The 24,578-nt window shown below is 37.9% G+C and carries 30 protein-coding genes; 29 read left to right on the top strand and 1 reads right to left on the bottom strand.

What is annotated here, in order from left to right; translation table 11 throughout:
- Position 1 precedes the first annotated feature (1 nt).
- From QNH17_RS21660 to QNH17_RS21625, 8 genes are all read left to right on the top strand, one after another.
- Positions 2-508 carry a cytochrome c-type biogenesis protein CcmH gene (locus QNH17_RS21660; protein WP_283875072.1) on the top strand — a complete coding sequence of 169 codons (507 nt, stop codon included), beginning with the start codon at positions 2-4 and terminating at the stop codon, positions 506-508.
- A 12-nt stretch (positions 509-520) separates the two neighbouring features.
- A complete protein-coding gene (locus QNH17_RS21655; protein ID WP_283875071.1) occupies positions 521-895 on the top strand; it encodes a hypothetical protein in 375 nt (124 codons plus the stop codon).
- Positions 892-1,887, top strand: coding sequence for a hypothetical protein (locus tag QNH17_RS21650; protein WP_283875069.1), 996 nt, complete (start codon positions 892-894; stop codon positions 1,885-1,887). The genes QNH17_RS21655 and QNH17_RS21650 overlap by 4 nt, the downstream gene beginning before the upstream one ends.
- A gap of 24 nt (positions 1,888-1,911) precedes the next feature.
- Positions 1,912-2,616 carry an ABC transporter ATP-binding protein gene (locus tag QNH17_RS21645; RefSeq protein ID WP_283875068.1) on the top strand — a complete coding sequence of 235 codons (705 nt, stop codon included), beginning with the start codon at positions 1,912-1,914 and terminating at the stop codon, positions 2,614-2,616.
- A complete protein-coding gene (locus QNH17_RS21640; protein ID WP_283875067.1) occupies positions 2,613-3,293 on the top strand; it encodes a heme exporter protein CcmB in 681 nt (226 codons plus the stop codon). The genes QNH17_RS21645 and QNH17_RS21640 overlap by 4 nt, the downstream gene beginning before the upstream one ends.
- A 3-nt stretch (positions 3,294-3,296) precedes the next feature.
- Positions 3,297-4,058 carry a cytochrome c biogenesis protein gene (locus tag QNH17_RS21635; protein ID WP_283875066.1) on the top strand — a complete coding sequence of 254 codons (762 nt, stop codon included), beginning with the start codon at positions 3,297-3,299 and terminating at the stop codon, positions 4,056-4,058.
- A 12-nt stretch (positions 4,059-4,070) separates the two neighbouring features.
- A complete protein-coding gene (locus QNH17_RS21630) occupies positions 4,071-4,202 on the top strand; it encodes a CcmD family protein (protein ID WP_283875065.1) in 132 nt (43 codons plus the stop codon).
- A 77-nt stretch (positions 4,203-4,279) separates the two neighbouring features.
- Positions 4,280-4,789 carry a TlpA family protein disulfide reductase gene (locus QNH17_RS21625; RefSeq protein ID WP_283875063.1) on the top strand — a complete coding sequence of 170 codons (510 nt, stop codon included), beginning with the start codon at positions 4,280-4,282 and terminating at the stop codon, positions 4,787-4,789.
- 44 nt (positions 4,790-4,833) lie between these two features.
- Here QNH17_RS21625 and QNH17_RS21620 read toward each other — a convergent pair whose 3' ends face one another.
- On the bottom strand, positions 4,834-5,529 hold the full coding sequence (locus tag QNH17_RS21620) for an SIMPL domain-containing protein (protein ID WP_283875062.1): 696 nt from the start codon (positions 5,527-5,529) through the stop codon (positions 4,834-4,836).
- A 186-nt stretch (positions 5,530-5,715) separates the two neighbouring features.
- Between QNH17_RS21620 and spoIIIAA the strand changes: the two genes are divergently transcribed.
- From spoIIIAA to spoIVB, 21 genes are all read left to right on the top strand, one after another.
- On the top strand, positions 5,716-6,639 hold the full coding sequence (gene spoIIIAA, locus QNH17_RS21615; RefSeq protein ID WP_283875061.1) for a stage III sporulation protein AA: 924 nt from the start codon (positions 5,716-5,718) through the stop codon (positions 6,637-6,639).
- On the top strand, positions 6,640-7,155 hold the full coding sequence (gene spoIIIAB / locus QNH17_RS21610; protein ID WP_144547635.1) for a stage III sporulation protein SpoIIIAB: 516 nt from the start codon (positions 6,640-6,642) through the stop codon (positions 7,153-7,155).
- 11 nt (positions 7,156-7,166) lie between these two features.
- On the top strand, positions 7,167-7,370 hold the full coding sequence (gene spoIIIAC, locus QNH17_RS21605; RefSeq protein WP_007084610.1) for a stage III sporulation protein AC: 204 nt from the start codon (positions 7,167-7,169) through the stop codon (positions 7,368-7,370).
- Positions 7,327-7,776 carry a stage III sporulation protein AD gene (spoIIIAD, locus tag QNH17_RS21600; protein WP_283875059.1) on the top strand — a complete coding sequence of 150 codons (450 nt, stop codon included), beginning with the start codon at positions 7,327-7,329 and terminating at the stop codon, positions 7,774-7,776. The genes spoIIIAC and spoIIIAD overlap by 44 nt, the downstream gene beginning before the upstream one ends.
- A gap of 31 nt (positions 7,777-7,807) precedes the next feature.
- Complete coding sequence (gene spoIIIAE / locus QNH17_RS21595) at positions 7,808-9,007, top strand: stage III sporulation protein AE (protein WP_283875058.1); 1,200 nt, start codon at positions 7,808-7,810, stop codon at positions 9,005-9,007.
- An 11-nt stretch (positions 9,008-9,018) separates the two neighbouring features.
- A complete protein-coding gene (gene spoIIIAF, locus QNH17_RS21590) occupies positions 9,019-9,648 on the top strand; it encodes a stage III sporulation protein AF (protein ID WP_283875057.1) in 630 nt (209 codons plus the stop codon).
- A complete protein-coding gene (spoIIIAG, locus tag QNH17_RS21585) occupies positions 9,641-10,294 on the top strand; it encodes a stage III sporulation protein AG (protein ID WP_283875056.1) in 654 nt (217 codons plus the stop codon). Before spoIIIAF ends, spoIIIAG begins: the two co-directional genes overlap by 8 nt.
- A 114-nt stretch (positions 10,295-10,408) precedes the next feature.
- Entirely contained in the window at positions 10,409-10,978 is a 570-nt protein-coding gene (locus tag QNH17_RS21580) for a SpoIIIAH-like family protein (protein ID WP_144547630.1), read from the top strand.
- Positions 10,979-11,230: 252 nt separating this feature from the next.
- Complete coding sequence (gene accB / locus QNH17_RS21575; RefSeq protein WP_283875055.1) at positions 11,231-11,743, top strand: acetyl-CoA carboxylase biotin carboxyl carrier protein; 513 nt, start codon at positions 11,231-11,233, stop codon at positions 11,741-11,743.
- An 18-nt stretch (positions 11,744-11,761) separates the two neighbouring features.
- A complete protein-coding gene (gene accC, locus QNH17_RS21570) occupies positions 11,762-13,117 on the top strand; it encodes an acetyl-CoA carboxylase biotin carboxylase subunit (RefSeq protein ID WP_283875053.1) in 1,356 nt (451 codons plus the stop codon).
- Positions 13,118-13,135: 18 nt separating this feature from the next.
- Positions 13,136-13,546, top strand: coding sequence for an Asp23/Gls24 family envelope stress response protein (locus QNH17_RS21565; RefSeq protein ID WP_283875052.1), 411 nt, complete (start codon positions 13,136-13,138; stop codon positions 13,544-13,546).
- Positions 13,547-13,769: 223 nt separating this feature from the next.
- A complete protein-coding gene (gene nusB / locus QNH17_RS21560) occupies positions 13,770-14,168 on the top strand; it encodes a transcription antitermination factor NusB (RefSeq protein ID WP_283875051.1) in 399 nt (132 codons plus the stop codon).
- A gap of 36 nt (positions 14,169-14,204) precedes the next feature.
- Positions 14,205-15,062, top strand: coding sequence for a bifunctional methylenetetrahydrofolate dehydrogenase/methenyltetrahydrofolate cyclohydrolase FolD (folD, locus tag QNH17_RS21555; protein ID WP_283875050.1), 858 nt, complete (start codon positions 14,205-14,207; stop codon positions 15,060-15,062).
- A 92-nt stretch (positions 15,063-15,154) separates the two neighbouring features.
- Positions 15,155-16,513: an exodeoxyribonuclease VII large subunit gene (gene xseA, locus QNH17_RS21550; protein ID WP_283875049.1), complete on the top strand. Its 1,359-nt coding sequence runs from the start codon at positions 15,155-15,157 to the stop codon at positions 16,511-16,513.
- Positions 16,503-16,736, top strand: a complete 234-nt coding sequence (locus tag QNH17_RS21545) for an exodeoxyribonuclease VII small subunit (protein ID WP_283875048.1) — start codon at positions 16,503-16,505, stop codon at positions 16,734-16,736. The genes xseA and QNH17_RS21545 overlap by 11 nt, the downstream gene beginning before the upstream one ends.
- 3 nt (positions 16,737-16,739) lie before the next feature.
- Positions 16,740-17,633, top strand: a complete 894-nt coding sequence (locus QNH17_RS21540) for a polyprenyl synthetase family protein (protein WP_283875047.1) — start codon at positions 16,740-16,742, stop codon at positions 17,631-17,633.
- A 188-nt stretch (positions 17,634-17,821) separates the two neighbouring features.
- On the top strand, positions 17,822-19,717 hold the full coding sequence (gene dxs, locus QNH17_RS21535) for a 1-deoxy-D-xylulose-5-phosphate synthase (RefSeq protein WP_283875046.1): 1,896 nt from the start codon (positions 17,822-17,824) through the stop codon (positions 19,715-19,717).
- A 3-nt stretch (positions 19,718-19,720) separates the two neighbouring features.
- Positions 19,721-20,560 carry a TlyA family RNA methyltransferase gene (locus tag QNH17_RS21530; protein WP_144547621.1) on the top strand — a complete coding sequence of 280 codons (840 nt, stop codon included), beginning with the start codon at positions 19,721-19,723 and terminating at the stop codon, positions 20,558-20,560.
- Positions 20,561-20,721: 161 nt separating this feature from the next.
- A complete protein-coding gene (gene ahrC, locus QNH17_RS21525) occupies positions 20,722-21,171 on the top strand; it encodes a transcriptional regulator AhrC/ArgR (RefSeq protein WP_026563645.1) in 450 nt (149 codons plus the stop codon).
- Positions 21,172-21,186: 15 nt separating this feature from the next.
- On the top strand, positions 21,187-22,905 hold the full coding sequence (recN, locus tag QNH17_RS21520) for a DNA repair protein RecN (RefSeq protein ID WP_283875044.1): 1,719 nt from the start codon (positions 21,187-21,189) through the stop codon (positions 22,903-22,905).
- Positions 22,906-23,077: 172 nt separating this feature from the next.
- A complete protein-coding gene (spoIVB, locus tag QNH17_RS21515) occupies positions 23,078-24,367 on the top strand; it encodes a SpoIVB peptidase (protein WP_283875043.1) in 1,290 nt (429 codons plus the stop codon).
- Positions 24,368-24,578 lie beyond the last annotated feature (211 nt).

Genomic DNA, 24,578 nt, shown 5'->3' with positions numbered 1-24,578 from the left:
TATGAAAAATAAAATTTATATTGGGCTTCTCATCATCTTGTTCGTCTTTCAAGGATCATTCCTTCGTGTGGAAGCTGCAAAACAGATTGACTATAAATCTGCCGAATTCAAAGCAGTTGCTCAGCAGTTTGCCTGTACATGTGGCTGCGGTCAGGATCATTATGAATGCGATCCCAATACTTGTAATCTAACAACAGAGTTTAAAGCAGACTTAGTCGAGATGATGAATAAGGGCTGGGATAAGGATAAAATCCGTGAATATTACATCAATATTTATGGTGAAGAGATATTAACCTCACCGGAGAAAAGTGGCTTTAGTCTAACCGCTTGGGTCCTGCCGTTTGTTGTAATCGGCGCTGCTGGAATTGCTGTGTTTTTCATCATCCGTAAATGGGTGAAGAAAAAAGGAACAGAAGAAGATGTGGCGGAATACGAGAGTCCCGAGGATGAAGTAGAAGGAGAAATCCTTTCCTCTATCATTGATGAAGAACGCAAAAAGTATCTTTAGGATGTGAACAATATGCAAGATATCACCGTCATTTCGATGATTTTTACAACCATTTTAGCGCTGGCTTGTCTATTTCTAATCTTATCACCTTTATTTAAGTGGGATAATTATATACAGGTTTCTTCCAAAGGAAAAGATATCAATGCTACCAAAGAAGCACTTTTGACAACTCTTAATGAAATAGAATTCGAGTTCAAGATGGATAAAATCTCACATGCTGATTATAAGCATTTAAAGAAACAATATGAGACAGAAGTGGCTAGTATTATGAAGGAAGAAGAAGAATTAATGCAAACGAATATCGACAGAGAATTAATGGATGAAGTGGAAAAGGAAATTGAAGCTCAGATGAAGACCTATAAGAACAAAAAGGGGGAAGGAAAGTGATCAAAAAAATCACCGTTTTCTTCCTCGGGCTGATGCTGTTAATCCCATTACATAGTTTAGCGGCATCAGATACAAAAGTTTCGATTGATATGCATTATCTCGTGATTAGTCCTACAGAAGACGGTGGGACGAATATGATGAATATGGTTAACTATTCAAATACCGCTGGCCAAGAATTTAAAGGTGACAGAAAAAGTGAAGCAGTCTTAAATGTAACCCTTCCTGTAGGAGCTGAAGATCTTAACTTTTTAGATAATCAAATTGCATTTAAAGAGGTGGATAGGGGGTTTATTACAACCACACCCATCCCAGCCAATCAAACGATGGTATTGCCGTACAGCTATAGAATGGCAAAGGGGAAAGAAATAAGTTTAAAATCTGACTATCCCGTACAAATGATGCAGATTCTTGTTCCAGAAGGACGAGGAAGTATTGAAGTGAAAGGCGCAGAAGCGACAAGTCAAGGCAGCTTCAAATTTGATGACCAAAATTACTTTGGCTATAGTATTGAAGGACTTAAGGCTGACCAGAATTTTACTCTGGTTTATAACAAAGATGTTCAGCCACCAGCAGATGAGACCAAAAAGTCGGAAACAACTAGCGAAAGTGGAAATAATAGCTCGGTTACACATACAGCGCCTGCTTTCCATAATCCTGGTCATTTAAGAATTTGGGCGCAGTCTCCATTACATCGTTTTAACCCACACGTGTTCTTGATTATTTTACTGGCGATTGTCATTGCAGGAATCTCTTATTATATCTATTTTAGAAGGAAAGCAAGAATACTAGACGAACGCCTTGGAGAAGATAAGGAAGAGAAGGCATTTAAACTATTAATGACCAAGCAAAAAGCAATTATGGATAAGATCATTGAATTGGAAGAATCCTTCGGTGATGGGAAGCTTTCAGAGGATGAATATCACGCAAAGCTTGAAGCTTATAAACAACATCTTGTCCAAGTAAAATTAAATCTGCGTAATTTTGTAGAGTAGCAGCTGGGATGGGAGAGACTGCAAATGATAGAAATAAAAAAGCTAACCAAGCAAGCAGATAATAAACTTATCTTGCGTGGTGTAGACCTCTTAATTAATAAAGGAGAAACAGTTGCCATACTCGGACCCAATGGTGCAGGGAAAAGCACACTTCTTAAAGTCCTGGCAACCTTAATAAAACCTACATCAGGACTCATAGAGGTTAATGGTTTGGATTTGAAAAAAAACCATATAAAAATAAAAAAATTAATGGGTTATTTACCCCATTCAAGTTTGCTTTATGATCATTACACACCATTTGAAAATATTGTCTTCTTCGGCAATATTTATGGTGTTAAAAATGTTGAAAAACGATCAACGGAGCTTGTTAAAGAGGTAGGATTATCTTTCTTTTTGAATGAACCTGTAAAGAACTTCTCACGTGGGATGATTCAAAGGATTGCTATCGCAAGGGCAATCGTTCATGAACCAGAAATACTCTTATTGGACGAACCGCACACCGGGTTGGACCAAGGGGCGATTGGGATTCTAAACAACGTGATCCTGTCTATGAAAGCAAAAGGGACGACTACCTTGATGGTAACACATGATTTTAAACAAGCAGCTGAAATCTGCGACAGGATTATTATTGTTAAAAATGGAAAGATTGTCGATGATTTTAGGATTGAAAATCAAAACTTGGGATATGTTTCTGAAAAATATGAACAATTAGTGGAGGGAGTATCATGAACCTTTTTCGAACAGCCCTCTTACTAGCTAAAAAAGATCTATATTCTGAGCTGAAAACAAAGCAGATAATGGTCACACAAATGATATTTGCCGGTCTGGCGATTGTGGTTTTCAGCTTTGCCTTTGACCCTGCTAATAATACAACCAAGGCAGTTATTCCTGGAGTTATTTGGGTAATTATCGTTTTTGCAGGAATATTAGGTCTGAACAGGTCATTTATATCAGAGCAGCGGAATGATACGATGCAAGGATTATTGGTGGCACCAATGGAGGCAGCCAGCATTTATTTAGGAAAGTTTTTAGCTAATTTTACGATGATGCTGATCGTAGAACTTGTTTCGATCCCGTTTTTGTTCCTATTATTTGATTTCAAATTCTATGGAAGCATTCCATATTTTATCTTAGTAGTATTCCTGGGAAGTTTTGGATTTATCGCCATCGGTACCTTCCTAGCTGCATTGGCAGCGAATTCTAAAAGCAGTGAAATGCTGCTTCCGCTGTTGCTGTTTCCGATTACAACACCCATCTTAATCGGTGTTGTTCAAGCAACAAGAATCATCCTAACCAACATGGAGAAATTTTCAAGTGCCGTGGCTTGGATTCAGTTGGTTACAGCATACGATGTTATCTTCTTTGTTGTTTGTTTCTTATTAATAGATTATGTGCTGGAGGTTTAAGTGATGAGTATGAATCTCGAACGGGAGAAGGCAGTGCTTTCTGGAACCGAATTAACTGTTAAAAAGAGCTTGGATCTGTCAAAGATTTTATTTGGTGCGACAGTTATATCTATGCTGGTTGCCCTGTATTTTATCTTTATCTTTGCTGCTGAGGAAGTAACGATGGGAGCGGCCCAAAAAATCTTTTATTTTCATGTAAGCTCTGCATGGCTTGCATTCATGGCATTCTTTGTAACATTTGTATTTAGTATTTTGTTTTTAATCAAGCGGAAAAGAATATTTGACACCTATGCCTATATTTCTGCGGAAATTGGTGTCGTGTTTACAATTATCGTTTTAACGACAGGTCCGATTTGGGCCAAATCTTCTTGGAATACTTGGTGGGTATGGGAACCGCGGTTAATTACAACGTTGATTCTATTTTTCATCTATATTGCCTACATTATGATACGACAAATGGATGGAGTTTGGGATAAAAAAGCCAGGCTGGCTGCTGTATTTGGAATTATCGGGTTTGCTGACGTTCCAATTGTATTCTTCGCAATTCGCTGGTGGCAAACAAAGTTTCACCCAATTGTATTTGGTGAGGGGCCTTCCCAAAAAGGTGGAGGTATTGAAGGTACCATGTTAGTAGCCCTGTTTGTTTCACTTGCAGCATTTACCATTCTTTATTCTTACCTTCTTCATAAAGGTGTTTCTTTTGAAAAAATGAAACTTAAAGTTGAGCGGTATAAAGAGAAATTACGAGAAGACATGGAAAAATAGGAGGAATTAATCATGGGATTTGAATTTATGTATGGTGCGTATTCAGTGGCGTGGGTTGTTATTTTTTCATATATGCTAATACTTGGTAAAAGACATACAAAATTGAAGAAAGAAATTGAATTCTTAGAACAACTCGAAAAATAGTTAGGATTTAAATTAGGGCCTGTGTAGAATTTGCAGGCCTTTTGCATAGAACCTTAGTGGTGTCAGGAGGAAATACGATGAACAAGCGGGTCATTAAAATACTCGTATTGATTCTTATTGTAGGTATGTTTGGTTTCTTTGGTTATAGTTTAGTAACAAAAGGAAAACATACAGATGTAGGGGATAAAGCTTATAACTTTTCATTGCCAAATTTAGATGGAAGTACAACGAAACTCAGTGATTTTAAGGGAGAAGTTGTAATCTTGAATTATTTTGCCTCATGGTGCGCTCCGTGTAAGGAAGAGTTACCGGAATTAGAATCGTTTCAAAAAGAATATGGGGAAAAGTATCATTTTCTAATGATTAATCGCGGCGAGACCATGGATAAGATTAATAAAGTAACAGAGAAAAATAAAGCAGGAATGAACTACATATTCGATTATAATGCCAAGGTCTCAAAAATGTATAATGTGACAGGGCAGCCTGAAACCTTTGTGATTGATAAGCAAGGAGTCATTAGAGAGCATTTTAATGGCCCAGTGACAGAAATGCAATTATATAATTGGGCAAAGAAATACGATAATTAAACTACAAAAAAGGATTGAACCATAAAAATTGGTTCAATCCTTTTTTAATGTGAAGGGGTAAATTTAAAATCTGCGATTACATCTGCTCGGACTTTTATTTGTCCTGGCTCTAATGGAGTGGAAGCTATTCCTTTCACGAAAGTTGCAGACTGATTAAATACAGGCTGGACCGTACTTCCTCCTTCAACGATTAGAATTGGTGTAGGTATTAACGATACATTTATAGTGCTTGCAATGGTTTTAGCTTTTTCAGTGGCATTATTTACTGCAAGAACTAAGGCCTGCTGATAAAATAAATCTTTGTTTTTTGCAGTAAATTGAACATTAGAGACGTAGTTTACCCCGTTTTGAACAGCAGTGTCTACAACGTTTCCGATAATTGATAAATCATCTATGATTACCTTCAAAATATGAGTTATTTTATAGCCGCGAAAAATTTGTTTTCCTTGATCAAAATCATATTCCGATTCAATTCGATAATCGAATGTTTGAATATGATCTTTTGGTATGCCCAGTGCAATAAGCGAGTCGATTACCTTAGTTGCTTCAGCGGAGTTTTGTTGTTGCGCCGTGATTAATTGCTTATCTTCAGTAATAATTCCTAAGTTTACTGAAGCCGAGTCAGGCTGGACGGCTAGTTCTCCCTCACCCGATACTTTAATTAAGTGACCCTTGTGAGAGCGTCCATTGCGGTCAAGGGGAGGGGGATTGTTATTGTACACTTTTAATTCCTCCTTCATGGTTATACTCACCTATAGAATACGATTTACCTTATGATACGTTCCGAATATTAATAAACTTATCAAATTTTCGTCTAGCAATAATCTAGGAAATTGATAAGAATTGACAGATTTGAAAGTCATAATGTGACCAAGCAGGCATACATTTTAAATAATGACAAATACAAATTTGAGGAGGTTGCATACGTGGAAAAAATCCTAAACTTCTTACCCAAAAAAATAGCAGACCTAATCAGCAAAATCCCTCCCAACCAAAAAGAAGAATTAGAAGAAATTCGTATTCGCATCAATCGACCAATTGAAATAACAATGAAAGGGAAACCCAGATTTTTATCCCATATTATCCATCCAGAAGATGCTATTCATCTAATGAATAAAATCAGTCATTTCTCCATCTATACACTTGAAGAGGAGCTTAAGCAGGGGTTTATAACTGTTTCTGGAGGACATCGGATTGGTCTCGCTGGCAAGGTAATCCTTGAGGGTGGCAAGGTGAAGGCGATCAGGGATATTTCCTCGTTTAATATACGGATTGCCAGGGAGAAGGTAGGGATAGCAGAACCGCTTATACCATACATCTTTCAAGGCAGTTGGATGCATACCATGGTGATTGGAGCGCCCCAAACAGGTAAAACGACATTACTGCGTGATATTGCAAGAATTGCCTCCTCAGGATTCGGTGTAAGGGGAGTAGAGTCAAGTAAAGTCGGAATTGTAGATGAACGAAGTGAAATTGCCGGTTGTGTTAATGGGATCCCGCAATTGACCTTTGGTGACCGCTTGGATGTATTAGATGCCTGTCCGAAAGCTGAAGGAATGATGATGATGATCCGTTCTATGAGTCCAGATATATTGGTAGTGGATGAAATCGGCCGGAAAGAAGATAGTGAGGCAATCCAAGAGGCTGTACATGCAGGGATCACTTTGATGATGACCACACATGGGACGAGCATTGAAGAAGTAAAAAACAGACCATCTCTACGATATATTCTCGAACAAAAAATCTTTCAACGCTTTATTGTTCTAAATAGGTCATTAGGACCGGGAACAATTGCACAAATTTTAGATGCAAATGGTAAAGAAATGATTCAAAAAGTGAGAGTGACATAAATGATTAAGTTAATAGGAGCCGTTTTCATCATTGTCGCGACAACCTGGATTGGGTTTGAGATTTCCAGACGCTTTAGTGAACGGCCAAGACAGCTCAGAGCGTTAAGGTCTGCACTTCAATCACTTGAAGCAGAAATCATGTACGGTCATACACCGTTACATGAAGCTGCCCGAAGGTTAGCCGACCAATTATCCAAACCACTTTCGACCTTTTTTGAAGCCTTTTCCAAGAAATTAACGGACACTGAGACAACGGTTAAAGAAGCCTGGGAAACAAGTTTAAGAGATATATGGAGTTCTACAGCACTAAAACAAGGAGAATTTGAGATTATGAAGCAATTTGGGGAAACCCTAGGCCGGCATGATCGTATCTCCCAGCAAAAACACATTATGCTGACACTGACACATCTTGAAAGAGAAGAGGCCGAAGCGATTCAAGCACAAGCAACATACGAAAAAATGGTAAAGAGCCTGGGCTTCTTGTCAGGATTATTACTGATTATTTTATTATTTTAGGGGGAAAAGCAATGGGGTTAGAAGTGGATATCATATTTAAAATTGCAGGTGTGGGAATCGTGGTAGCCTTTTTGCATACTGTTTTGGACCAAGTGGGAAAAAAAGAATACGCTCAGTGGGTAACATTGTTTGGATTCATTTATATATTATTTCAGGTAGCTTCCATTGTAGATGATCTCTTTCAAAAAATTAAATCAGTATTTTTATTTCAATGAAAGGAGGGGCCCTAAGATTGAAATCATAAAAATCGTCGGCATAGCACTCGTAGCAACTTTTCTCGCTTTAATTGTGAAGGAACAAAAGCCTAATTTTGCTTTTCTCTTAGTCGTCTTTGTAGGCTGTGTTATTTTTCTTTTTTTAGTAGATAAAATATATGAAATTATTCATATGCTTGAAAAACTGGCAGTGAATGCAAATGTGAATATGGTTTATATTGAAACGATTCTTAAAATCATAGGAATTGCCTATATTGCCGAATTTGCCGCCCAGATTACCAAGGATGCAGGTCAGGGAGCACTCTCCTCTAAAATCGAGATAGCTGGAAAAATTATTATTCTTGCAATGGCTATTCCAATATTAACAGTATTGATCGAAACAATTATTAAGCTGATTCCAAGTTAATGACATACCCGAAAAAGAGGTGTAGAAAAAATTGAAGCAGCGGTGGCAGTTTATTCCTATTACCATTCTCGTATTCTTTTTTTTATTGATTCCAAGTGTACAAGCTGCTGAAGAGGGTAAAGACCAATCCAATCCTCTTTCCCCCCAGGAGTTAGTTGATGAACAGCTTAAATCGCTCGATATTACAGAACTTAAACAATTTTGGGAGGACATTAAATATAAATACGGGGGATTCCTTCCAGAAAGCCAGAAAGGCAGTTTGTATGACTTCATTAGTGGTGAGAAAAAATTTTCTTTAAAACAATGGGGTTTGGGAATCGTAAAATTTGCCTTTCAAGAATTTGTTGCAAACGGTAAATTACTAGGTTCATTGATTATGTTAACAATTTTTAGTATGTTCCTTCAATCGATGCAAAATGCTTTCGAGAAAAGCGCTATTAGCAAAGTTGCTTATTCGATCGTTTATATGGTGTTAGTCATTATTGCCCTAAATAGTTTCCATATCGCAATCAGTTATACAAATGAGGCAATCGGTTCGATGATTTCGTTTGTGCTTGCTCTTGTCCCACTTTTACTCGCATTAATTGCAGCATCAGGAGGCCTGATTTCAGCTGCCTTTTTTCATCCGGTGGTATTATTTCTAATGAATATGAGCGGATTATTTATGCAGTATATCATTCTGCCACTCCTTTTTCTAGCTACACTTTTGAGTATTGTGAGTACGATGTCCGACCAATATAAAGTGTCACAATTAGCAGCGCTGTTAAGAAACTGGAGTATTGGGTTAATGGGACTCTTTTTAACAGTGTTCCTGGGTGTTGTCTCAGTACAGGGAGCTTCAGCTGCTGTATCAGATGGAATAACGATCAGGACAGCGAAGTTTGTGACAGGAAATTTTATTCCTGTAATCGGCAGGATGTTTACAGATGCGACAGATACGATCGTTAGTGCATCAGTCCTGTTAAAAAATACGGTAGGTATTGCTGGGGTAGGAATCTTACTTATTATCGTAGCCTTTCCGGCTATTAAAATATTAATGATTGCCTTTATTTATAAATTTGCAGCTGCAATTTTACAGCCGTTAGGCGGCGGTCCCATCATTACCTGTCTAGACATTATTAGTAAAAGTGTCATATATGTTTTCGCTGCACTGGGAATTGTGTCACTAATGTTCTTTTTATGTGTAACAGTTATTGTAGCAGCTGGAAATCTGACGATGATGATCAGATAGGGGGGATAAAAATGGATTTCTTAATAGAGTGGGTAACGAATATTATTCTCTTTATCTTACTAGCAACGGTAATTGATATGCTCCTCCCAAATTCAAGTATGCAAAAATATACGAAAATGGTGACGGGGCTCCTCTTAATTGCGATTATTCTAACCCCAATCTTTAAATTGATCTCCAAGGATTTTGAAACTGCACTTGGATCTATCCCTTCATATCAAGCCCCTGGAGAAAAAAATATGAAAAATTCAATAGATTTGAAGAAAAAAGAAATACAAGCATTACAACATGCATATATTTTAGAAGAAATGGCTGTCCAACTGGAAAAGGACGTGAAAGAGGAGTTGATGGAACAATACGGATTGGAGATAGCGAAAATTGACCTAGCTACAAATGAAGAAAGCGACCAAGCATTCCCTGAAAACCTCCAAAAGGTTATGGTTCTTCTGAAACAACCAGAAAACAAAGTGAAGACAGTCGAAGCAATTAAACAAGTTGAAATTAACACAGAAACACCTCTTCCATCTAAAAGCTCAACAGAAGAAACTGAAAAAATAGCCGCTTTTCTTTCGCAAAAATGGAATGTGACCGAAAAAACAGTTGAAGTTTCGATTGAAGGGGGGATTAATAACAAAAATGGATAATAAAAACCAGGGGCCGTTTTCATGGCTTAAAAAGGTGCTGAAAATCGAAGGGAATTCAGAAAAAAAACCAGGAAAATACCAATATATGATTGTTGTTTTATGCATTGGTGCAGCCTTTATGCTTGTTGGCAATATTGTTTTCAAAAAAAACCCGAGTTCAGCAGATATCCCGGTTACAGCCAGTAATAAGGTCGATGCCGAAGATGTACCTGCCTTTGGTCTAAACAAGAGTTCAGGCAATAAGACCGTGTCTGCATATGAAGAAAAATATGAAAGTCAACTTAAAAAAGCCCTCCAGCAAATGTTGGGGGTAAACGATGTTACAGTTGTCGTCAATATCGATTCAACTGATAAAAAGGTCCTGGAAAAAAATAGGGTTTCCAAATCACAAACCACAGAAGAAACAGATCGAGAAGGCGGGGAACGTAAAGTTCAAGAGGCCTCAACAGATGAGCAGCTAGTCATCATCCGGGATGGCGAAAAAGAAGTTCCTATTGTGGTAGAAACGAAAAAGCCAGAAATTCGAGGAGTCCTCGTCGTTGCGAAAGGCGCTGAGAATATTCAAGTTAAAAAGTGGATCGTAGAAGCAGTTACACGCGCCTTAGATGTACCAAGCCATCGGGTAGCAGTAATGCCTAAAAAATAGACTGTGTTAAAGCTTATTGTTGATTTTGGTACCCTGTTGATTGGAGCGAAGTGCCTGGAGCGGAAATCAACAGGCAAGTTTAATAGACCTAAAAAATAAAAGGGGTGTTTTTATATGTTATTGAAAAAACAAACAGTTTGGTTATTAACGATGTTAAGTTTAGTTGTTGTATTATCTGTTTATTACATTACTTCACCAGAGCAGAAGAGTAATGATCTTGCAGCTATACAGCAAGATGCCAAGGAACAAAATAAAGGAAAAACAACAACAAAAACAACGACAAAAACAGAAGCTAAGGATGATAAAACAATTGTATCAACCGTTGCTGGCGATCAAGAGTTTGAAGAACTTCGTATGAAGTTAGATGACCTAAGGAGTCAACAGCAAGAGGATTTAACGACTGAGCTTGCCTCGACTGATCTACCAGCAGTCGAACGCAGTAAAGTAAAGGACCAAATGGATAAATTGAATCAAACAGCACAAAAAGAAGAAATTCTTGAAACCCTAATTAAAACAATGGGCTATGAAGATGCATTAGTCAGAGCAGATGGTGAGGAAGTAAGAGTTACCGTTAAATCTAAGAATAAGCCTTCTGCAACTGAAGCAAATAAAATCATCCTACAAGTGAAAAAAGAAATTGGTGAAACCAACTATGTAGCAGTTGAATTTCAGCCAACTAAATAAGTTACGATCAAAAGGAAAGTCACTGACTTTCCTTTTTTTTTGCTAGAGGTCCATCAAATAGGGTAAAATGAGATGCTGTGATATATCAACTGTCCAAAATTTCCTTTTTGTCCGTAAAAATATTAAGAACAAGGTATAAGACAGAGGGTGGATTTTTCAATGATGAAGATATACATCATTGAATTTTCACTAGATATTATCGTATAGTTATAGTAGTTCGTCATAATTTTGTAGTATGAGGGGTGTAACTCAATGTTAAAAGTTCAAGAAATTCGCGAATTAATAAAATTGGTGGACCAATCTAGTATCGATGAGTTTGTATATGAAAACGAGGGTTCAAAAATTAAAATGAAAAAAAATGTTTCAGCTACATATGTTTCACAAGTTAGTGCTGCTCCATCTGAAATTGAAGCTGTATCAACTCCAGTAGCACCAATCGTTCAAACCGCAACACCATCCGTTGCCGTTCAGGAAGTAAGCCAAGAAGTTCAAAAGCAAGAAACTGTAAAACAAGCCGATACAACAAATCTTCACAAAATTGTATCTCCTATGGTTGGAACTTTCTATGCTTCACCAACTCCAGATGCTGACGCCTATGTGAAACAGGGATCGAACGTAACAAAAGATTCCATTGTTTGCATTGTCGAAGCTATGAAATTATTCAATGAGATTGAGGCAGAAATTGACGGAGAAATTGTTGAAATCCTCGTTAAAGATGGTCAATTAGTTGAATACGGACAGCCTTTATTTTTAGTAAAACCTTAAGTTAGGAGCGATAACAGGATGATAAAAAAACTGTTAATTGCAAACAGAGGGGAAATTGCAGTTAGAATTATTCGTGCATGCCGTGAAATGGGAATTGAATCGGTAGCTGTTTTCTCTGAAGCAGACCGAGAAGCATTACATGTTCAGCTGGCAGACGAAGCCTACTGTATAGGACCAACTTCATCAAAAGACAGTTATTTAAATGTAACAAATCTTATTAGTGTAGCAAAGTTAACAGCTTGTGACGCTATCCACCCGGGTTATGGGTTCTTAGCCGAAAACGCTGATTTCGCAGAGCTTTGCCGGGAATGCAATATTACATTCGTCGGTCCAAGCCCTGAAGCGATTACAAAAATGGGTACAAAGGATATTGCAAGGGAAACCATGCGTGAAGCCGGTGTTCCAATTGTTCCAGGATCAACTGGGATTATTAACGACATCGATGAGGCGCTTGAACTTGTGAAAAAAATCCAATATCCAGTAATTATTAAAGCAACAGCGGGCGGAGGCGGCAAAGGGATTCGCGTTGCCAAGAACGAACAGGAATTAGTAAAGGGCATAAGTATTACACAGCAAGAAGCGATGACAGCCTTTGGAAATCCTGGTGTCTACATTGAAAAATATATTGAGGATTTCCGTCATGTTGAAATCCAAGTCCTTGCTGACTCCTATGGTAACACCATTCATTTAGGAGAAAGAGACTGTTCCATTCAACGCAGACTCCAAAAACTTCTTGAAGAAACACCATCACCAGCATTAGATGGGGAAATACGAGAAGAAATGGGAAGTGCGGCTGTAAAAGCTGCAAAAGCAGTTGATTATTCAGGTGCCGGCACGGTAGAATTTATATATGACTACCGCAATCGGAAATTTTATTTTATGGAAATGAATACACGGATTCAGGTGGAACATCCTGTAACGGAAATGGTCACCGGGATAGACCTCATTAAAGAACAAATCCGAGTGGCTTCTGGAGAGAAATTAAAGTTAAATCAAAAGGATGTAACTTTCACTGGATGGGCAATCGAGTGTCGGATTAATGCCGAGAACCCGGAAAAGAATTTTCTCCCATCAGCCGGAAAAATCAACATGTATCTTCCACCAGGTGGATTTGGTGTACGTATTGACTCAGCAGCTTATCCAGGGTATACGATTCCTCCATATTACGATTCCATGATTGCAAAAGTCATTGCATATGGCGCAAGCAGGGAAGAGGCAATTTCAAGAATGAAACGTGCATTAAGTGAATTCGTTGTAGAAGGTATTCATACAACCATTCCATTCCATTTAAAACTGCTCGATCATGAAAAATTTGTAGAAGGCGGCTTTAATACCAAATTCTTGGAATTGTATGATGTGATGAAGTCTCATTAAAATTTGGAGGTGTTATGAATGAGTGAGTTTAGTGTCTTGGAAATGGAACAAGGCAATAACGGACTTGGAAAAGTTGAAATTGCTCCTGAAGTGATTGAAGTGATTGCAGGCATTGCTGCTTCTGAGGTGGAAGGTGTTGCTTCAATGCGTGGGAATTTCGCAACAGGTGTGGTTGAACGTTTAGGGAAAAAAAATCACGGTAAAGGCGTAAAAGTAGAACTAACCGAATCAGGAATAAAAGTTGACGTTTATTGTATGATGAAGTTTGGAATATCCATTCCATCTGTTGCAAGTAAAGTTCAGGATAATATTCGGCAAGCATTGCTGAATATGACTGCTCTAGATGCAGAAGAAGTAAACATTCATGTGGTAGGCATACAATTTGAAAACCAAAAGAATGAACCAGAGATAATCGACACTGAAGTCTAATATTTGGAAACCAAAGGATTTTATTCCTTTGGTTTTTCTATTTCTAGAATTTAGTTTTAAATAAAAGTGCTTACATATTGGAAAAATAACAAGGTTAGAGTGCGAATCATTTTTAGTTATGCTATTATCGTTAATGTGAATCCTATTTCGTTACTTATTACTATTGATGTGTATGAAAAATAGACAAAATTTAATTAATTTCTCTAAAGGAGTTAAAGGTATAATGAAAAGAAGAACAGCAAGGGAAAAGGCACTGCAAGCACTTTTTCAAATTGATATAAGTAATACAGAGCCTTCCGACGCAATTGAACACGTATTGGAAGGAGAGGCGGGTGACGATTATCTAACTAGACTCGTTCTAGGAGTAATCGAGCAAAAAGCTGAAATTGACAATTTAATCAGTGAAAATCTAGAAAAATGGTCGATGGACCGCTTAGCAACAGTTGATCGAAATTTATTAAGAATAGCTGCCTATGAAATGAAGTTCTTCCGAACGGAAATTCCTGAAAATGTCATTTTGGATGAAGCCATCGAAATAGCAAAAATCTATGGAGATGATCAATCAAGTAAGTTTATTAATGGTGTACTATCAAAGGTTAAACATAAGCTTCTAAATAATTAAGGTATTGAAATAACAAGAGCAAAGGGTGAAGAGAAAATGACTGCTATAATTATAAATGGAAAAGAAATTGCCGAAAAGAAAAGAATGGAAATAGCTGAAGAAGTTAGCAGGATAAAAAAACTTGGGGTTACTCCTGGACTTGCCGTGATCCTTGTCGGTAATAACCACGCTTCTCGAACATATGTAACAAATAAAGAAAAAGCCTGCCAAGAACTGGGGATGAATTCTGTTTTAATTGAATTGCCAGAGGAGATTTCCGAAGAGGAATTACTATCTAAAATTGATGAGTTAAATAGGGATACTAATATTCACGGAATCTTAGTTCAGTTACCTATTCCTCAACATATTGATGAGAAAAAAGTGATTGAATCAATCTCTCCATTTAAAGATGTTGATGGATTTCACCCAATAAATATTGGCAGAATGATGACAGGCCAGAATGCCTTCCTACCATGTACTCCTTATGGAATTATGGTACTACTAGAAGAGACAGGTATTTCAATAGCAGGGAAGCATGTTGTAGTGGTAGGGAGAAGTAATATTGTCGGTAAGCCTGTTGGACAATTATTCCTTAATCAGCATGCGACTGTTACATATTGTCATTCGAAAACAAAAGATTTGCAGTTCCATACCAATCAAGCGGATATCCTGATTGCTGCTGTTGGGATAGCTAACTTTATTAAAGCTGAGCATGTTAAAGATGGAGCTGTCGTGATTGATGTAGGTATTAACCGTAATGAAGCCGGAAAGCTTTGTGGTGATGTTGATTTTGCTGAAGTATCCGAAAAAGCCGGATACATTACACCTGTTCCTAAAGGTGTGGGGCCGATGACAATTACAATGCTTATGTATAATACCCTAAAATCTGCTGCCGAAAGCCTTGATCGCAATTAGAAGTAGGAATTGTCCTTATCTGATTTTTTAGATAAGGACTGTTTTTCGCTAATAGAAGTGTTTTTAATTATTGGGTAAAAAAGGAGTTACATATGCAGGAACAAAGATATTTAACTGTGAATGCTCTAACCAAGTACATAAAAAGAAAATTTGATGCAGACCCGCATTTACGAGATGTGCATGTAAGAGGTGAAATTTCAAATTTTAAACAGCATTCGAGCGGACATATGTATTTTACCTTAAAGGATGAAAAAGCCCGTATACTTGCCGTGATGTTTTCGAGTCATTCACGGACGATGAAATTCACTCCAGAAAACGGCATGAAAGTGATCGTAAAAGGTGAAATTTCGGTTTATGAACCAAGTGGACAATATCAAATTTATATAAAAGAAATGCTTCCAGATGGGATTGGGGAATTGTTTTTAGCTTTTGAACAGCTAAAACAAAAACTTGAAATAGAAGGATTATTTGCTCTTGAAGCAAAAAAGAAAATACCATTGTATCCAAAAACGATTGGTGTGATTACTTCCCCAACAGGGGCTGCTATAAGAGATGTCATTACAACCATTAAAAGGCGATATCCTATTGCAAATATTCTTGTCTTTCCTGCCCTGGTACAGGGGGAAAATGCGGCACCATCGATTGCTAAAGCTATCTCTAAAGCAAATAGCATGACTGGAATTGATGTGCTAATTGTGGGACGGGGTGGAGGTTCCATTGAGGAATTGTGGGCCTTTAATGAAGAACTCGTTGCACGTACAATATTTTCTTCAGACATTCCTATCATTTCAGCCGTAGGACATGAAACTGATTTTACTATTGCAGACTTTGTTGCAGATTTACGTGCACCGACTCCAACTGGTGCAGCTGAACTTGCAGTTCCGCATATTGATGAGTTAATGGAAAGAGTCTTGCAGCGGCAAACTCGCCTTCTTCGTACGATGAAAGGGAAATTTCAGTTAGAAAAAGAACGGTTAACACGTGTCCAGAAATCCTATGCCTTTCGTTATCCACATCGTCTATATGAACAAAAACTAGAACAGGTTGATAAACTAACTGAATTGCTTGTTCGCGGAACGTCTAGGTTGTCCCAAATTAAAAAAGGGCAACACGAAATTCTTCATAAACGCCTGCAGAGGAACCATCCGAGCCAATCTTTACAGGAAGCAAATAAGCGATTAGATCTTACCGATAAAGAAATGAGACGTGCCATGCTCCAAGTATTTTCAAAAAAGCAAACTGAATTTGAACGAATTCTTTCCACCCTTGGGGCATTAAGCCCTTTAAAAATTATGGAACGTGGCTATAGTTTAGCATATTCGGAAGAGAACAGACTGATAAAAAGTATTCATCAAGTGAATATGAACGAGCAAGTTCAGATTCAATTAACAGATGGTAGTCTATTTTGTAAAGTTGAGAATATTAAGGAGAGCGAAAAACGTGAAGACTGAAAATAAACTATCCTTTGAAGATGCAATGACTAAGTTAGAGCAAATTGTGGATAAGCTCGAAGAAGGTGATGTACCTTTGGAAGAAGCAATTATCTTCTATAAAGAAGGTATGGAGTTGTCCAAACTTTGCCATGATAAATTAAAAAGTGTTGAAGACCAATTAACACAGATTATTACGGAGGACGGTCGGACAGAGAGTTTTACTATTGACGAGGAGGTATAAGTCTTGGGAACCGGGTTACTAGATGCATTTGCACACGAACATAAACTACTGCTTGATTCGGAGCTTCGGACTCTGGTTAATAAGCTTGATGCCCCTCCTATCATTAAGGAATCGATGCTTTATTCCCTTGAAGCAGGTGGCAAACGTATACGGCCGCTATTACTATTCGCTACTTTAGACGCATTTGGAGTAGAGCCGCAAAAAGGGCTTCTTGCTGCTTCGGCTATAGAGATGATCCATACATATTCTCTCATACATGACGATTTGCCAAGCATGGATAATGATGATCTAAGGAGAGGAAAACCGACAAATCATAAAGTTTTTGGTGATGCAATAGCTATATTAGCTGGAGATGCATTATTAACTTATAGTTTTGAGGTAATAGGGAAAATCCCCCCTGAGATTGCATCAGATGCAACGAAACTAAAATTAGTGATTGAGTTAGCAAAGGCTGCAGGAACAGAAGGAATGGTTGGCGGTCAAGTGGCCGATATGGAAGGAGAAGGAAAATCTTTAACCTTAGAAGAACTTGAGTATATACACATCCATAAAACAGGAAAGTTGCTAAGGTTCAGTGTTCTTGCAGGAGCGATTATGGCAGGTGCAACTCAAGATCAATTAGAAAACCTCTCAGCATTTGCGCATCACGTAGGTCTCGCTTTTCAAATTCAGGATGATATTCTTGATTTAGTTGGTAATCAACAATTAATAGGGAAGCCCGTAGGCAGCGATACCAACAATCATAAAAGCACTTATCCGCAGTTGTTAACACTAGAAGGGGCAACTGCAGCATTGCATAAACAAATCAATCTGTCAAAGAAATATTTAGGCATGACAGGATTGAATACAAACCTACTTTTGGAAATAACTGATTTAGTTGCTTCTAGAGACCATTAATATATGGAATTTGAGGCATTGAAATAAGTGTGTTATAATTATTTTCATTGTAGAAAACGTTGTCAGTGCCGTTATCACTCAAGTGTTAGCGGCTATTTTTTAATCAAAGTTAAATTTTCTGGATGTGTCCTTTTTACACAGCAACTAAACAGAGAATGCATAAACGTATGAAAGTGAGTGGTCCAAAAATGGATCTATTATCAATAAAAGACCCGTCCTTTTTAAAAGGCATGTCGAATACCGAATTGGAGGCTTTAAGTCAAGATATCCGAAAGTTTTTGATTGAAAAGCTGTCTGTTACTGGAGGCCATATTGGACCAAATTTGGGTGTTGTCGAATTAACTATTGCTTTACATAAATGTTTTAACAGTCCTACAGATAAAATTATTTGGGATGTGGGACATCAATCCTATGTTCATAAAATTTTGACTGGCAGGGCTTGTGAGTTTGATACATTGCGGCAGTATAAAGGCTTATGTGGATTCCCGAAACGAAATGAGAGTGAGCATGATGTATGGGAAACTGGTCATAGTTCCACATCTCTTTCAGCGGCGATGGGAATGGCAATAGCTAGAGATTTAAAAAAGGAAAAATCTTTTGTTATACCTGTCATCGGAGATGGTGCCTTAACTGGTGGGATGGCGTTGGAAGCCTTAAATCATATAGGTCACGAGAAGAAAGACATGATTGTTATTTTAAATGATAACGAGATGTCAATCGCGCCTAATGTTGGTGCCGTTCATAATATCCTTGGCCAATTACGTACAGCTGGAAAGTACCAATGGGTTAAAGATGAATTGGAAGTACTGCTGAAAAAAGTGCCTGCAGTGGGTGGGAAATTAGCTGCAACTGCTGAGAGAGTGAAAGACAGCCTTAAATATTTATTTGTTTCAGGAATGTTTTTTGAGGAATTAGGATTTACCTATCTCGGTCCAATTGATGGTCATAACTTTGAAGCGTTATTTGAAAACTTCAGCTATGCCAAAAAGACAGAAGGCCCAATCCTTCTGCACGTCATTACTAAAAAAGGAAAAGGGTACCAACCAGCGGAAAGTGACAAAACAGGAACATGGCATGGAACTGGACCTTATAAAATGGACACAGGCGCCTTCGTTAAGCCCGCAAAAACTCCACCGCCAGCCTGGAGCAGTCTTGTGAGTGAAACCGTTCGAAAGCTTGCCCGAACTGATGACCGAATTGTTGCGATTACACCTGCAATGCCTGTTGGTTCTAAACTCGAGGGCTTCGCTAGTGAATTCCCTGAGAGAATGTATGATGTTGGGATCGCTGAGCAACATGCTGCGACAGTAGCTGCTGGTTTAGCTACACAAAATATGAAACCTTTTCTTGCTATATACTCAACCTTTTTACAACGAGCCTATGACCAAGTTGTTCATGATATATGCAGACAAAATTTAAATGTCTTTATGGGGATCGACCGTGCTGGATTGGTTGGTGCAGACGGTGAAACCCATCAAGGTGTATTTGACATTGCTTTTCTAAGACATGTCCCTAATATGGTGTTAATGATGCCAAAGGATGAAAACGAAGGCCAACATATGGTATACACCGCTCTAAATTATAATGATGGCCCTATTGCCATGAGATTTCCTCGCGGAAATGGACTTGGGGTTCCAATGGATCAGGAATATCATAATATTCCAATTGGTACATGGGAGGTTCTTAAAGAAGGCGATGATGCAGTTATCTTAACATTTGGAACCACTATACCGATGGCGTTAAAAGCTGCTGAGGTCCTTGAAAAGAGAAGGATATCCGTCAAGGTTGTAAATGCCCGTTTTATTAAGCCATTAGATGAAAAAATGCTCACTGATCTACTTGCAAAAAATTTGCCGATTCTCACCATTGAGGAGGCTGTTTTACAAGGCGGTTTCGGGAGTGCAATTCTTGAGTTTGCGCAAAACCATGGCTTTTATCATTCACACATTGACAGAATCGGAATTCCGGACAAATTTATCGAACATGGGGATGTTGACTCCCTTCTTGAAGAGATTGGTTTAACAACAGAAGAAGTAGTCAAAAGGGTTTCCATTCTAGCAAGAAAAAAACAACAAAGGGCTTAACAAATGAAAAATAAAGAACGGTTAGATGTATTACTAGTTGAAAGAGGTTTAATCGAAACAAGGGAAAAGGCCAAGAGGTCAATTATGGCAGGGCTTGTTTATTCAAATGAAGAGCGGTTGGATAAACCTGGAGAGAAAGTCAAAATTGATATCCCGCTTTCTATAAAAGGAAAAGTGCTTCCATATGTTAGCCGTGGGGGATTAAAGCTTGAGAAGGCCTTAAAAGTTTTCGATGTAAGTGTTGCAGATAAAGTGCTCTTAGACATTGGATCGTCTACGGGAGGCTTTACAGATTGTGCACTTCAAAATGGAGCAAAGATGTCCTATGCCTTGGATGTAGGTTATAATCAGCTCGCCTGGAAACTTAGACAGGATGAACGAGTTGTGGTGATGGAAAGGACAAATTTCCGCTATGTCACACCTGCTGATTTGATTGGAGAAATGCCGAATTTCGCTACAATTGATGTATCCTTTATCTCGCTAACTTTAATCTTGCCTGTTTTAAAAACGCTTTTAGTCACTGGAAGTGATGTAGTGGCTCTAGTAAAACCACAATTTGAAGCTGGACGTGAGCAGGTTGGGAAAAAGGGAATTGTCCGAGATGAGAAAGTGCATCTTCAAGTAATTGATAAAATCATAAATTTTGCGATCCAACAAGGTTATACGATTAAAAACTTATCCTTTTCACCAATTACTGGTGGTGATGGGAATATTGAATACTTGCTTCACTTAAAATGGGAAGGGGAACGGGAAACGGGCGATAATCAATTACCTGTAACGCCGGTTGAAATTGTAAAGGAATCCCATTTAGAATTTAAAACAAAACAAAATTCAGAGGGATAGGCAAATGCTTATCCTTTTCTTCGTATTCAAGGTCTTAAACAACAGGTAAGTTTTTTAAGAAAAAATGTACAAGTTTATGAAAATCGGCTAACATATGGGTAGAAGCACGTATTAGTACATAATACATAGATAAATGTTTCTAATGATTATGGGGTGAGACAATGAATAAAGGCCAACGTCATATTAAAATAAGAGAAATTATTGCAAGTAATGACATAGAGACACAAGATGATTTAGTGGATGAACTGAAGAATGCGGGCTACAATATAACCCAAGCCACGGTTTCAAGGGATATTAAGGAATTACATCTTGTTAAAGTTCCTTTAAGCGATGGAAGGTATAAATACAGCTTGCCGGCTGACCAAAGATTTAATCCATTACAAAAATTAAAAAGATCATTAATTGATGCGTTTGTGCGGATCGATTCAGCAGGTCATTTGCTGGTCATGAAGTGCTTACCAGGTAATGCAATGGCCATAGGCGCATTAATTGATAATCTGGATTGGGAAGAAATATTAGGAACCATCTGCGGTGATGATACCATGTTAATTATTTGCCGAACTCCAGAGGATACTGAAGTTATCACAAATCGGTTCCTAGATATGCTTTAATTGGGGGAATGTTCCTTGTTAGCAGAATTATCTATTAAAAACTTCGCTATTATCGAAAACTTGTCTGTAACTTTTTCGAAGGGATTAACGGTTTTAACGGGAGAGACTGGGGCAGGAAAATCAATCATTATTGATGCCATTCACTTATTAGTTGGCGGGAGAGGATCTGCAGAATTTGTCCGGCATGGGGAAGAGAGAGCCGAAATTGAAGGACTTTTCCAGCTAGAAGATAGTAATCATCCTGTCATTTCTAAAGCTTTAGAATTTGGAATCGACGTTGATGAAGGAATGGTTATTTTACGAAGAGATATTTCCCATTCGGGTAAAAGTATTTGCCGGGTGAATGGGAAGTTAGTGACGATTTCCACACTTAGGGAAATTGGGTCAACACTGGTTGATATTCACGGACAGCATGAGCATCAAGAATTAATGGATGAGTCGAGACACTTAACATTGCTTGATCAATTTGGTGCAGATGATATTTACCCTTCCCAAGGAGAATACCTGCAAGTTTTTCGACGCTATGAGCAAACATTACAAAGGTTAAAAGCATTAAGTGAAAATGACCAGCAGACGGCCCACCGGCTTGATCTCATTTCATTTCAATTGGATGAAATCCAAAATGCAAATTTAAAGATTAATGAAGATGAAGAACTTTTTGAAGAAAAAAGAAAACTAAATAATTTTGAACGGGTGTTTGAAGCCCTGCAATCGAGTCATACGGCTTTACAGGGGGAACAAAAGGGACTTGATTGGATTAGTATGGTCATGGGGCATCTTGAGGATGCTGCTTCTATTGATAGCGCGTATAAGGACATATACGAAGCTGTATCAAATAGCTATTACCAATTGGAGGATGCTGCACGATCCTTAAGAACTGAATTAGATGCATTGGAGTTCGATCCGCAGCGATTGCATGAAATTGAAGATCGCCTAAATGAAATAAATCGTCTTAAACGAAAATACGGTAAAACAATTGATGAAATATTAGAATACGCAGGGAAAATTGAAGAGGAAATTGAAACATTACAAAATAAAGAAACGCATATAAGCGAATTAGAAAAAGAATTAGCCTCGATAAAAAAAGACTTAATGCTTGAAGCAAAACAGTTAACAGAAATCCGTCTGAAATGGGCAGATAAACTTACAAAGTTAATACATAAAGAGCTAAAAGAATTGTATATGGAGAAAACCGTTTTTGAAATTCGCTTTGAATCTAATACCATGCAGTTTACCAAAAATGGAGTGGATCATGTCGAATTTTATATTTCCACAAATCCTGGTGAGCCATTAAAGCCCCTGTCAAAAGTTGCATCTGGAGGGGAATTATCACGAATTATGCTGGCTCTAAAAAGTATTTTCTCCCAGCATCAAGGTGTGACATCGATTATTTTTGATGAAGTTGATACAGGGGTCAGCGGCAGAGTGGCTCAGTCAATTGCCGAGAAAATCTATAAGGTGGCAAGTCTTTCCCAGGTGTTATGTATTTCGCATTTGCCACAGGTTGCTGCAATGGCCGATACCCACTTGTTTATTTCCAAGGTTATTAAAGGTGGAAGAACAAAGACGTCTGTAACTCCTTTGCAGCTTGAAGATAAAATCAATGAAATTGGCAGGATGATATCTGGATCTGAAATAACCGATCTCACTAAAAAACATGCTGAAGAATTATTATATTTAGCCGCAGAGAGTAAGAAAAGTGGAAGCGGAGCACTGACACGACTTAATCGTTAGTTATTTTTCCATTCAGAAAAGCAATAATTACTATATTTTTAATAAAAATTGTAATGCTATCCATATTGGGTAGCTTTTTTATGTTGAACCAAGTTATAAATGATTGTCAAGGAGGCAAAATTATAGATGTAGCCATTTAAGTGTAATGAAAAGACGAGGAGAGTGAAAAAATTTGAAGTTAGAACTAATTAGAAAGATTATTGGTGGAATTCTCCTTGTTTCATTAATTAGCCTTATTTTTTTTCAGCCTATACAGCAATATCTCGCTATACCCAAGACTATTACGGTTTTCGAAGGACAAGACTATACTTTTCAAAAGGCTGTACCGGTATCAGCCTCTTTGGTTTCTCAAAATTCAAATATCACTTTGGATGAAGGAAAAAACTCGGTTTCAATGACAGCATCAAAGAATGGTAAAAATGAAATGCTGTTAGAGTATGCGGGGATTCCGATAAAAAAGGTGGATGTACGCGTTTTAAAAGATTTTAGGGTTATACCAGGTGGACAGTCGATTGGAGTGAAGTTAAATACCGTAGGCGTATTGGTAGTGGGCCACCATTTAATCAATACCATATCGGGAAAAAAATCTCCAGGTGAAATTGCAGGGATTAAAATTGGGGATATCATTACAGAAATAAATGGCAATAAAATAGAAAAAATGACGGATGTAGCACCATTTGTGCAAACTGCAGGACAAGAAGGAAAAGCGCTCGACATGGTTATTAGTCGAGAAAGTGGGAAATTTACTACAAAACTAACCCCATTAAAAGACAAAGGTGAAAACATCTATAAGCTCGGTTTATATATTAGAGATTCTGCAGCAGGAATTGGAACAATGACATTTATTCACCCACAATCAAAAAAATATGGTGCTCTAGGGCATGTAATATCTGATATGGATACAAAACAACCGATCGTTGTAGAGGATGGACAAATTGTCCGTTCAACTGTTACCTCCATTGAAAAAGGGAGTAACGGAGACCCAGGTGAAAAGCTTGCACGGTTTTCTTCAGACCGAGAAATTGTTGGGAATATCCAAAAGAATAGCCCATTCGGGATTTTTGGAGAAATGGTCAAAGAATTAAAAAATGGTGTTATGGATAAACCAATGCCGATTGCCTTATCGCATCAGGTAAAAGAAGGACCTGCCAAAATATTAACGGTTGTAAATAATGACCGAGTTGAAGAATTTGATATTGAAATCGTTAGCACAATCCCGCAAAAGTTTCCAGCAACCAAAGGCATGGTAATCAAAGTAACCGACCCTAAACTCCTTAAAAAAACAGGAGGAATTGTTCAAGGGATGAGCGGAAGTCCAATTATTCAAGATGGAAAACTAATTGGCGCTGTTACACATGTCTTTGTTAATGATCCAACCTCAGGATATGGGGTACACATCGAATGGATGTTAGATGAAGCTGGAATTAACATATATGAAATGCCGAAAAATAAAGCAAGTTAACATTGGGAGCAAAATAGGAATGATCCCTATTTTGCTTTTTTACATAGGCTGTGTTACAGGTTAATTTTGATTTTTGTACTCTGTTGATTGAAGTGCCTGAAACGGAAATCAATAGCCAAGTTTAACACAGCCCTTACATAAATAATTTTCGACAAAACTAACCCAAATATTAGAATATACGCGTTTTTCGTCGAAAAGGAGAGAAAAACAA

The sequence above is a fragment of the Neobacillus sp. SuZ13 genome, assembly GCF_030123365.1.
Classification (GTDB): Bacteria; Bacillota; Bacilli; order Bacillales; family Cytobacillaceae; genus Neobacillus.
The sequence above is the reverse complement of the archived record's forward strand: the minus strand, read 5'-3'. Positions and strand labels throughout refer to the sequence as shown.

Coding starts and splice junctions, on each gene's coding strand:
- spoIIIAF (WP_283875057.1), top strand. CDS start 9,019: ATGGATTTCTTAATAGAGTGGGTAACGAATATTATTCTCTTTATCTTA.
- accC (WP_283875053.1), top strand. CDS start 11,762: ATGATAAAAAAACTGTTAATTGCAAACAGAGGGGAAATTGCAGTTAGA.
- QNH17_RS21530 (WP_144547621.1), top strand. CDS start 19,721: ATGAAAAATAAAGAACGGTTAGATGTATTACTAGTTGAAAGAGGTTTA.
- nusB (WP_283875051.1), top strand. CDS start 13,770: ATGAAAAGAAGAACAGCAAGGGAAAAGGCACTGCAAGCACTTTTTCAA.
- QNH17_RS21620 (WP_283875062.1), bottom strand. CDS start 5,529: ATGAAGGAGGAATTAAAAGTGTACAATAACAATCCCCCTCCCCTTGAC.
- QNH17_RS21640 (WP_283875067.1), top strand. CDS start 2,613: ATGAACCTTTTTCGAACAGCCCTCTTACTAGCTAAAAAAGATCTATAT.
- accB (WP_283875055.1), top strand. CDS start 11,231: ATGTTAAAAGTTCAAGAAATTCGCGAATTAATAAAATTGGTGGACCAA.
- QNH17_RS21565 (WP_283875052.1), top strand. CDS start 13,136: ATGAGTGAGTTTAGTGTCTTGGAAATGGAACAAGGCAATAACGGACTT.
- QNH17_RS21630 (WP_283875065.1), top strand. CDS start 4,071: ATGGGATTTGAATTTATGTATGGTGCGTATTCAGTGGCGTGGGTTGTT.
- QNH17_RS21635 (WP_283875066.1), top strand. CDS start 3,297: ATGAGTATGAATCTCGAACGGGAGAAGGCAGTGCTTTCTGGAACCGAA.
- dxs (WP_283875046.1), top strand. CDS start 17,822: ATGGATCTATTATCAATAAAAGACCCGTCCTTTTTAAAAGGCATGTCG.
- QNH17_RS21645 (WP_283875068.1), top strand. CDS start 1,912: ATGATAGAAATAAAAAAGCTAACCAAGCAAGCAGATAATAAACTTATC.
- spoIIIAG (WP_283875056.1), top strand. CDS start 9,641: ATGGATAATAAAAACCAGGGGCCGTTTTCATGGCTTAAAAAGGTGCTG.
- QNH17_RS21655 (WP_283875071.1), top strand. CDS start 521: ATGCAAGATATCACCGTCATTTCGATGATTTTTACAACCATTTTAGCG.
- ahrC (WP_026563645.1), top strand. CDS start 20,722: ATGAATAAAGGCCAACGTCATATTAAAATAAGAGAAATTATTGCAAGT.
- spoIIIAB (WP_144547635.1), top strand. CDS start 6,640: ATGATTAAGTTAATAGGAGCCGTTTTCATCATTGTCGCGACAACCTGG.
- spoIIIAD (WP_283875059.1), top strand. CDS start 7,327: ATGATCTCTTTCAAAAAATTAAATCAGTATTTTTATTTCAATGAAAGG.
- folD (WP_283875050.1), top strand. CDS start 14,205: ATGACTGCTATAATTATAAATGGAAAAGAAATTGCCGAAAAGAAAAGA.
- QNH17_RS21580 (WP_144547630.1), top strand. CDS start 10,409: ATGTTATTGAAAAAACAAACAGTTTGGTTATTAACGATGTTAAGTTTA.
- spoIIIAC (WP_007084610.1), top strand. CDS start 7,167: ATGGGGTTAGAAGTGGATATCATATTTAAAATTGCAGGTGTGGGAATC.
- QNH17_RS21625 (WP_283875063.1), top strand. CDS start 4,280: ATGAACAAGCGGGTCATTAAAATACTCGTATTGATTCTTATTGTAGGT.
- QNH17_RS21660 (WP_283875072.1), top strand. CDS start 2: ATGAAAAATAAAATTTATATTGGGCTTCTCATCATCTTGTTCGTCTTT.
- xseA (WP_283875049.1), top strand. CDS start 15,155: ATGCAGGAACAAAGATATTTAACTGTGAATGCTCTAACCAAGTACATA.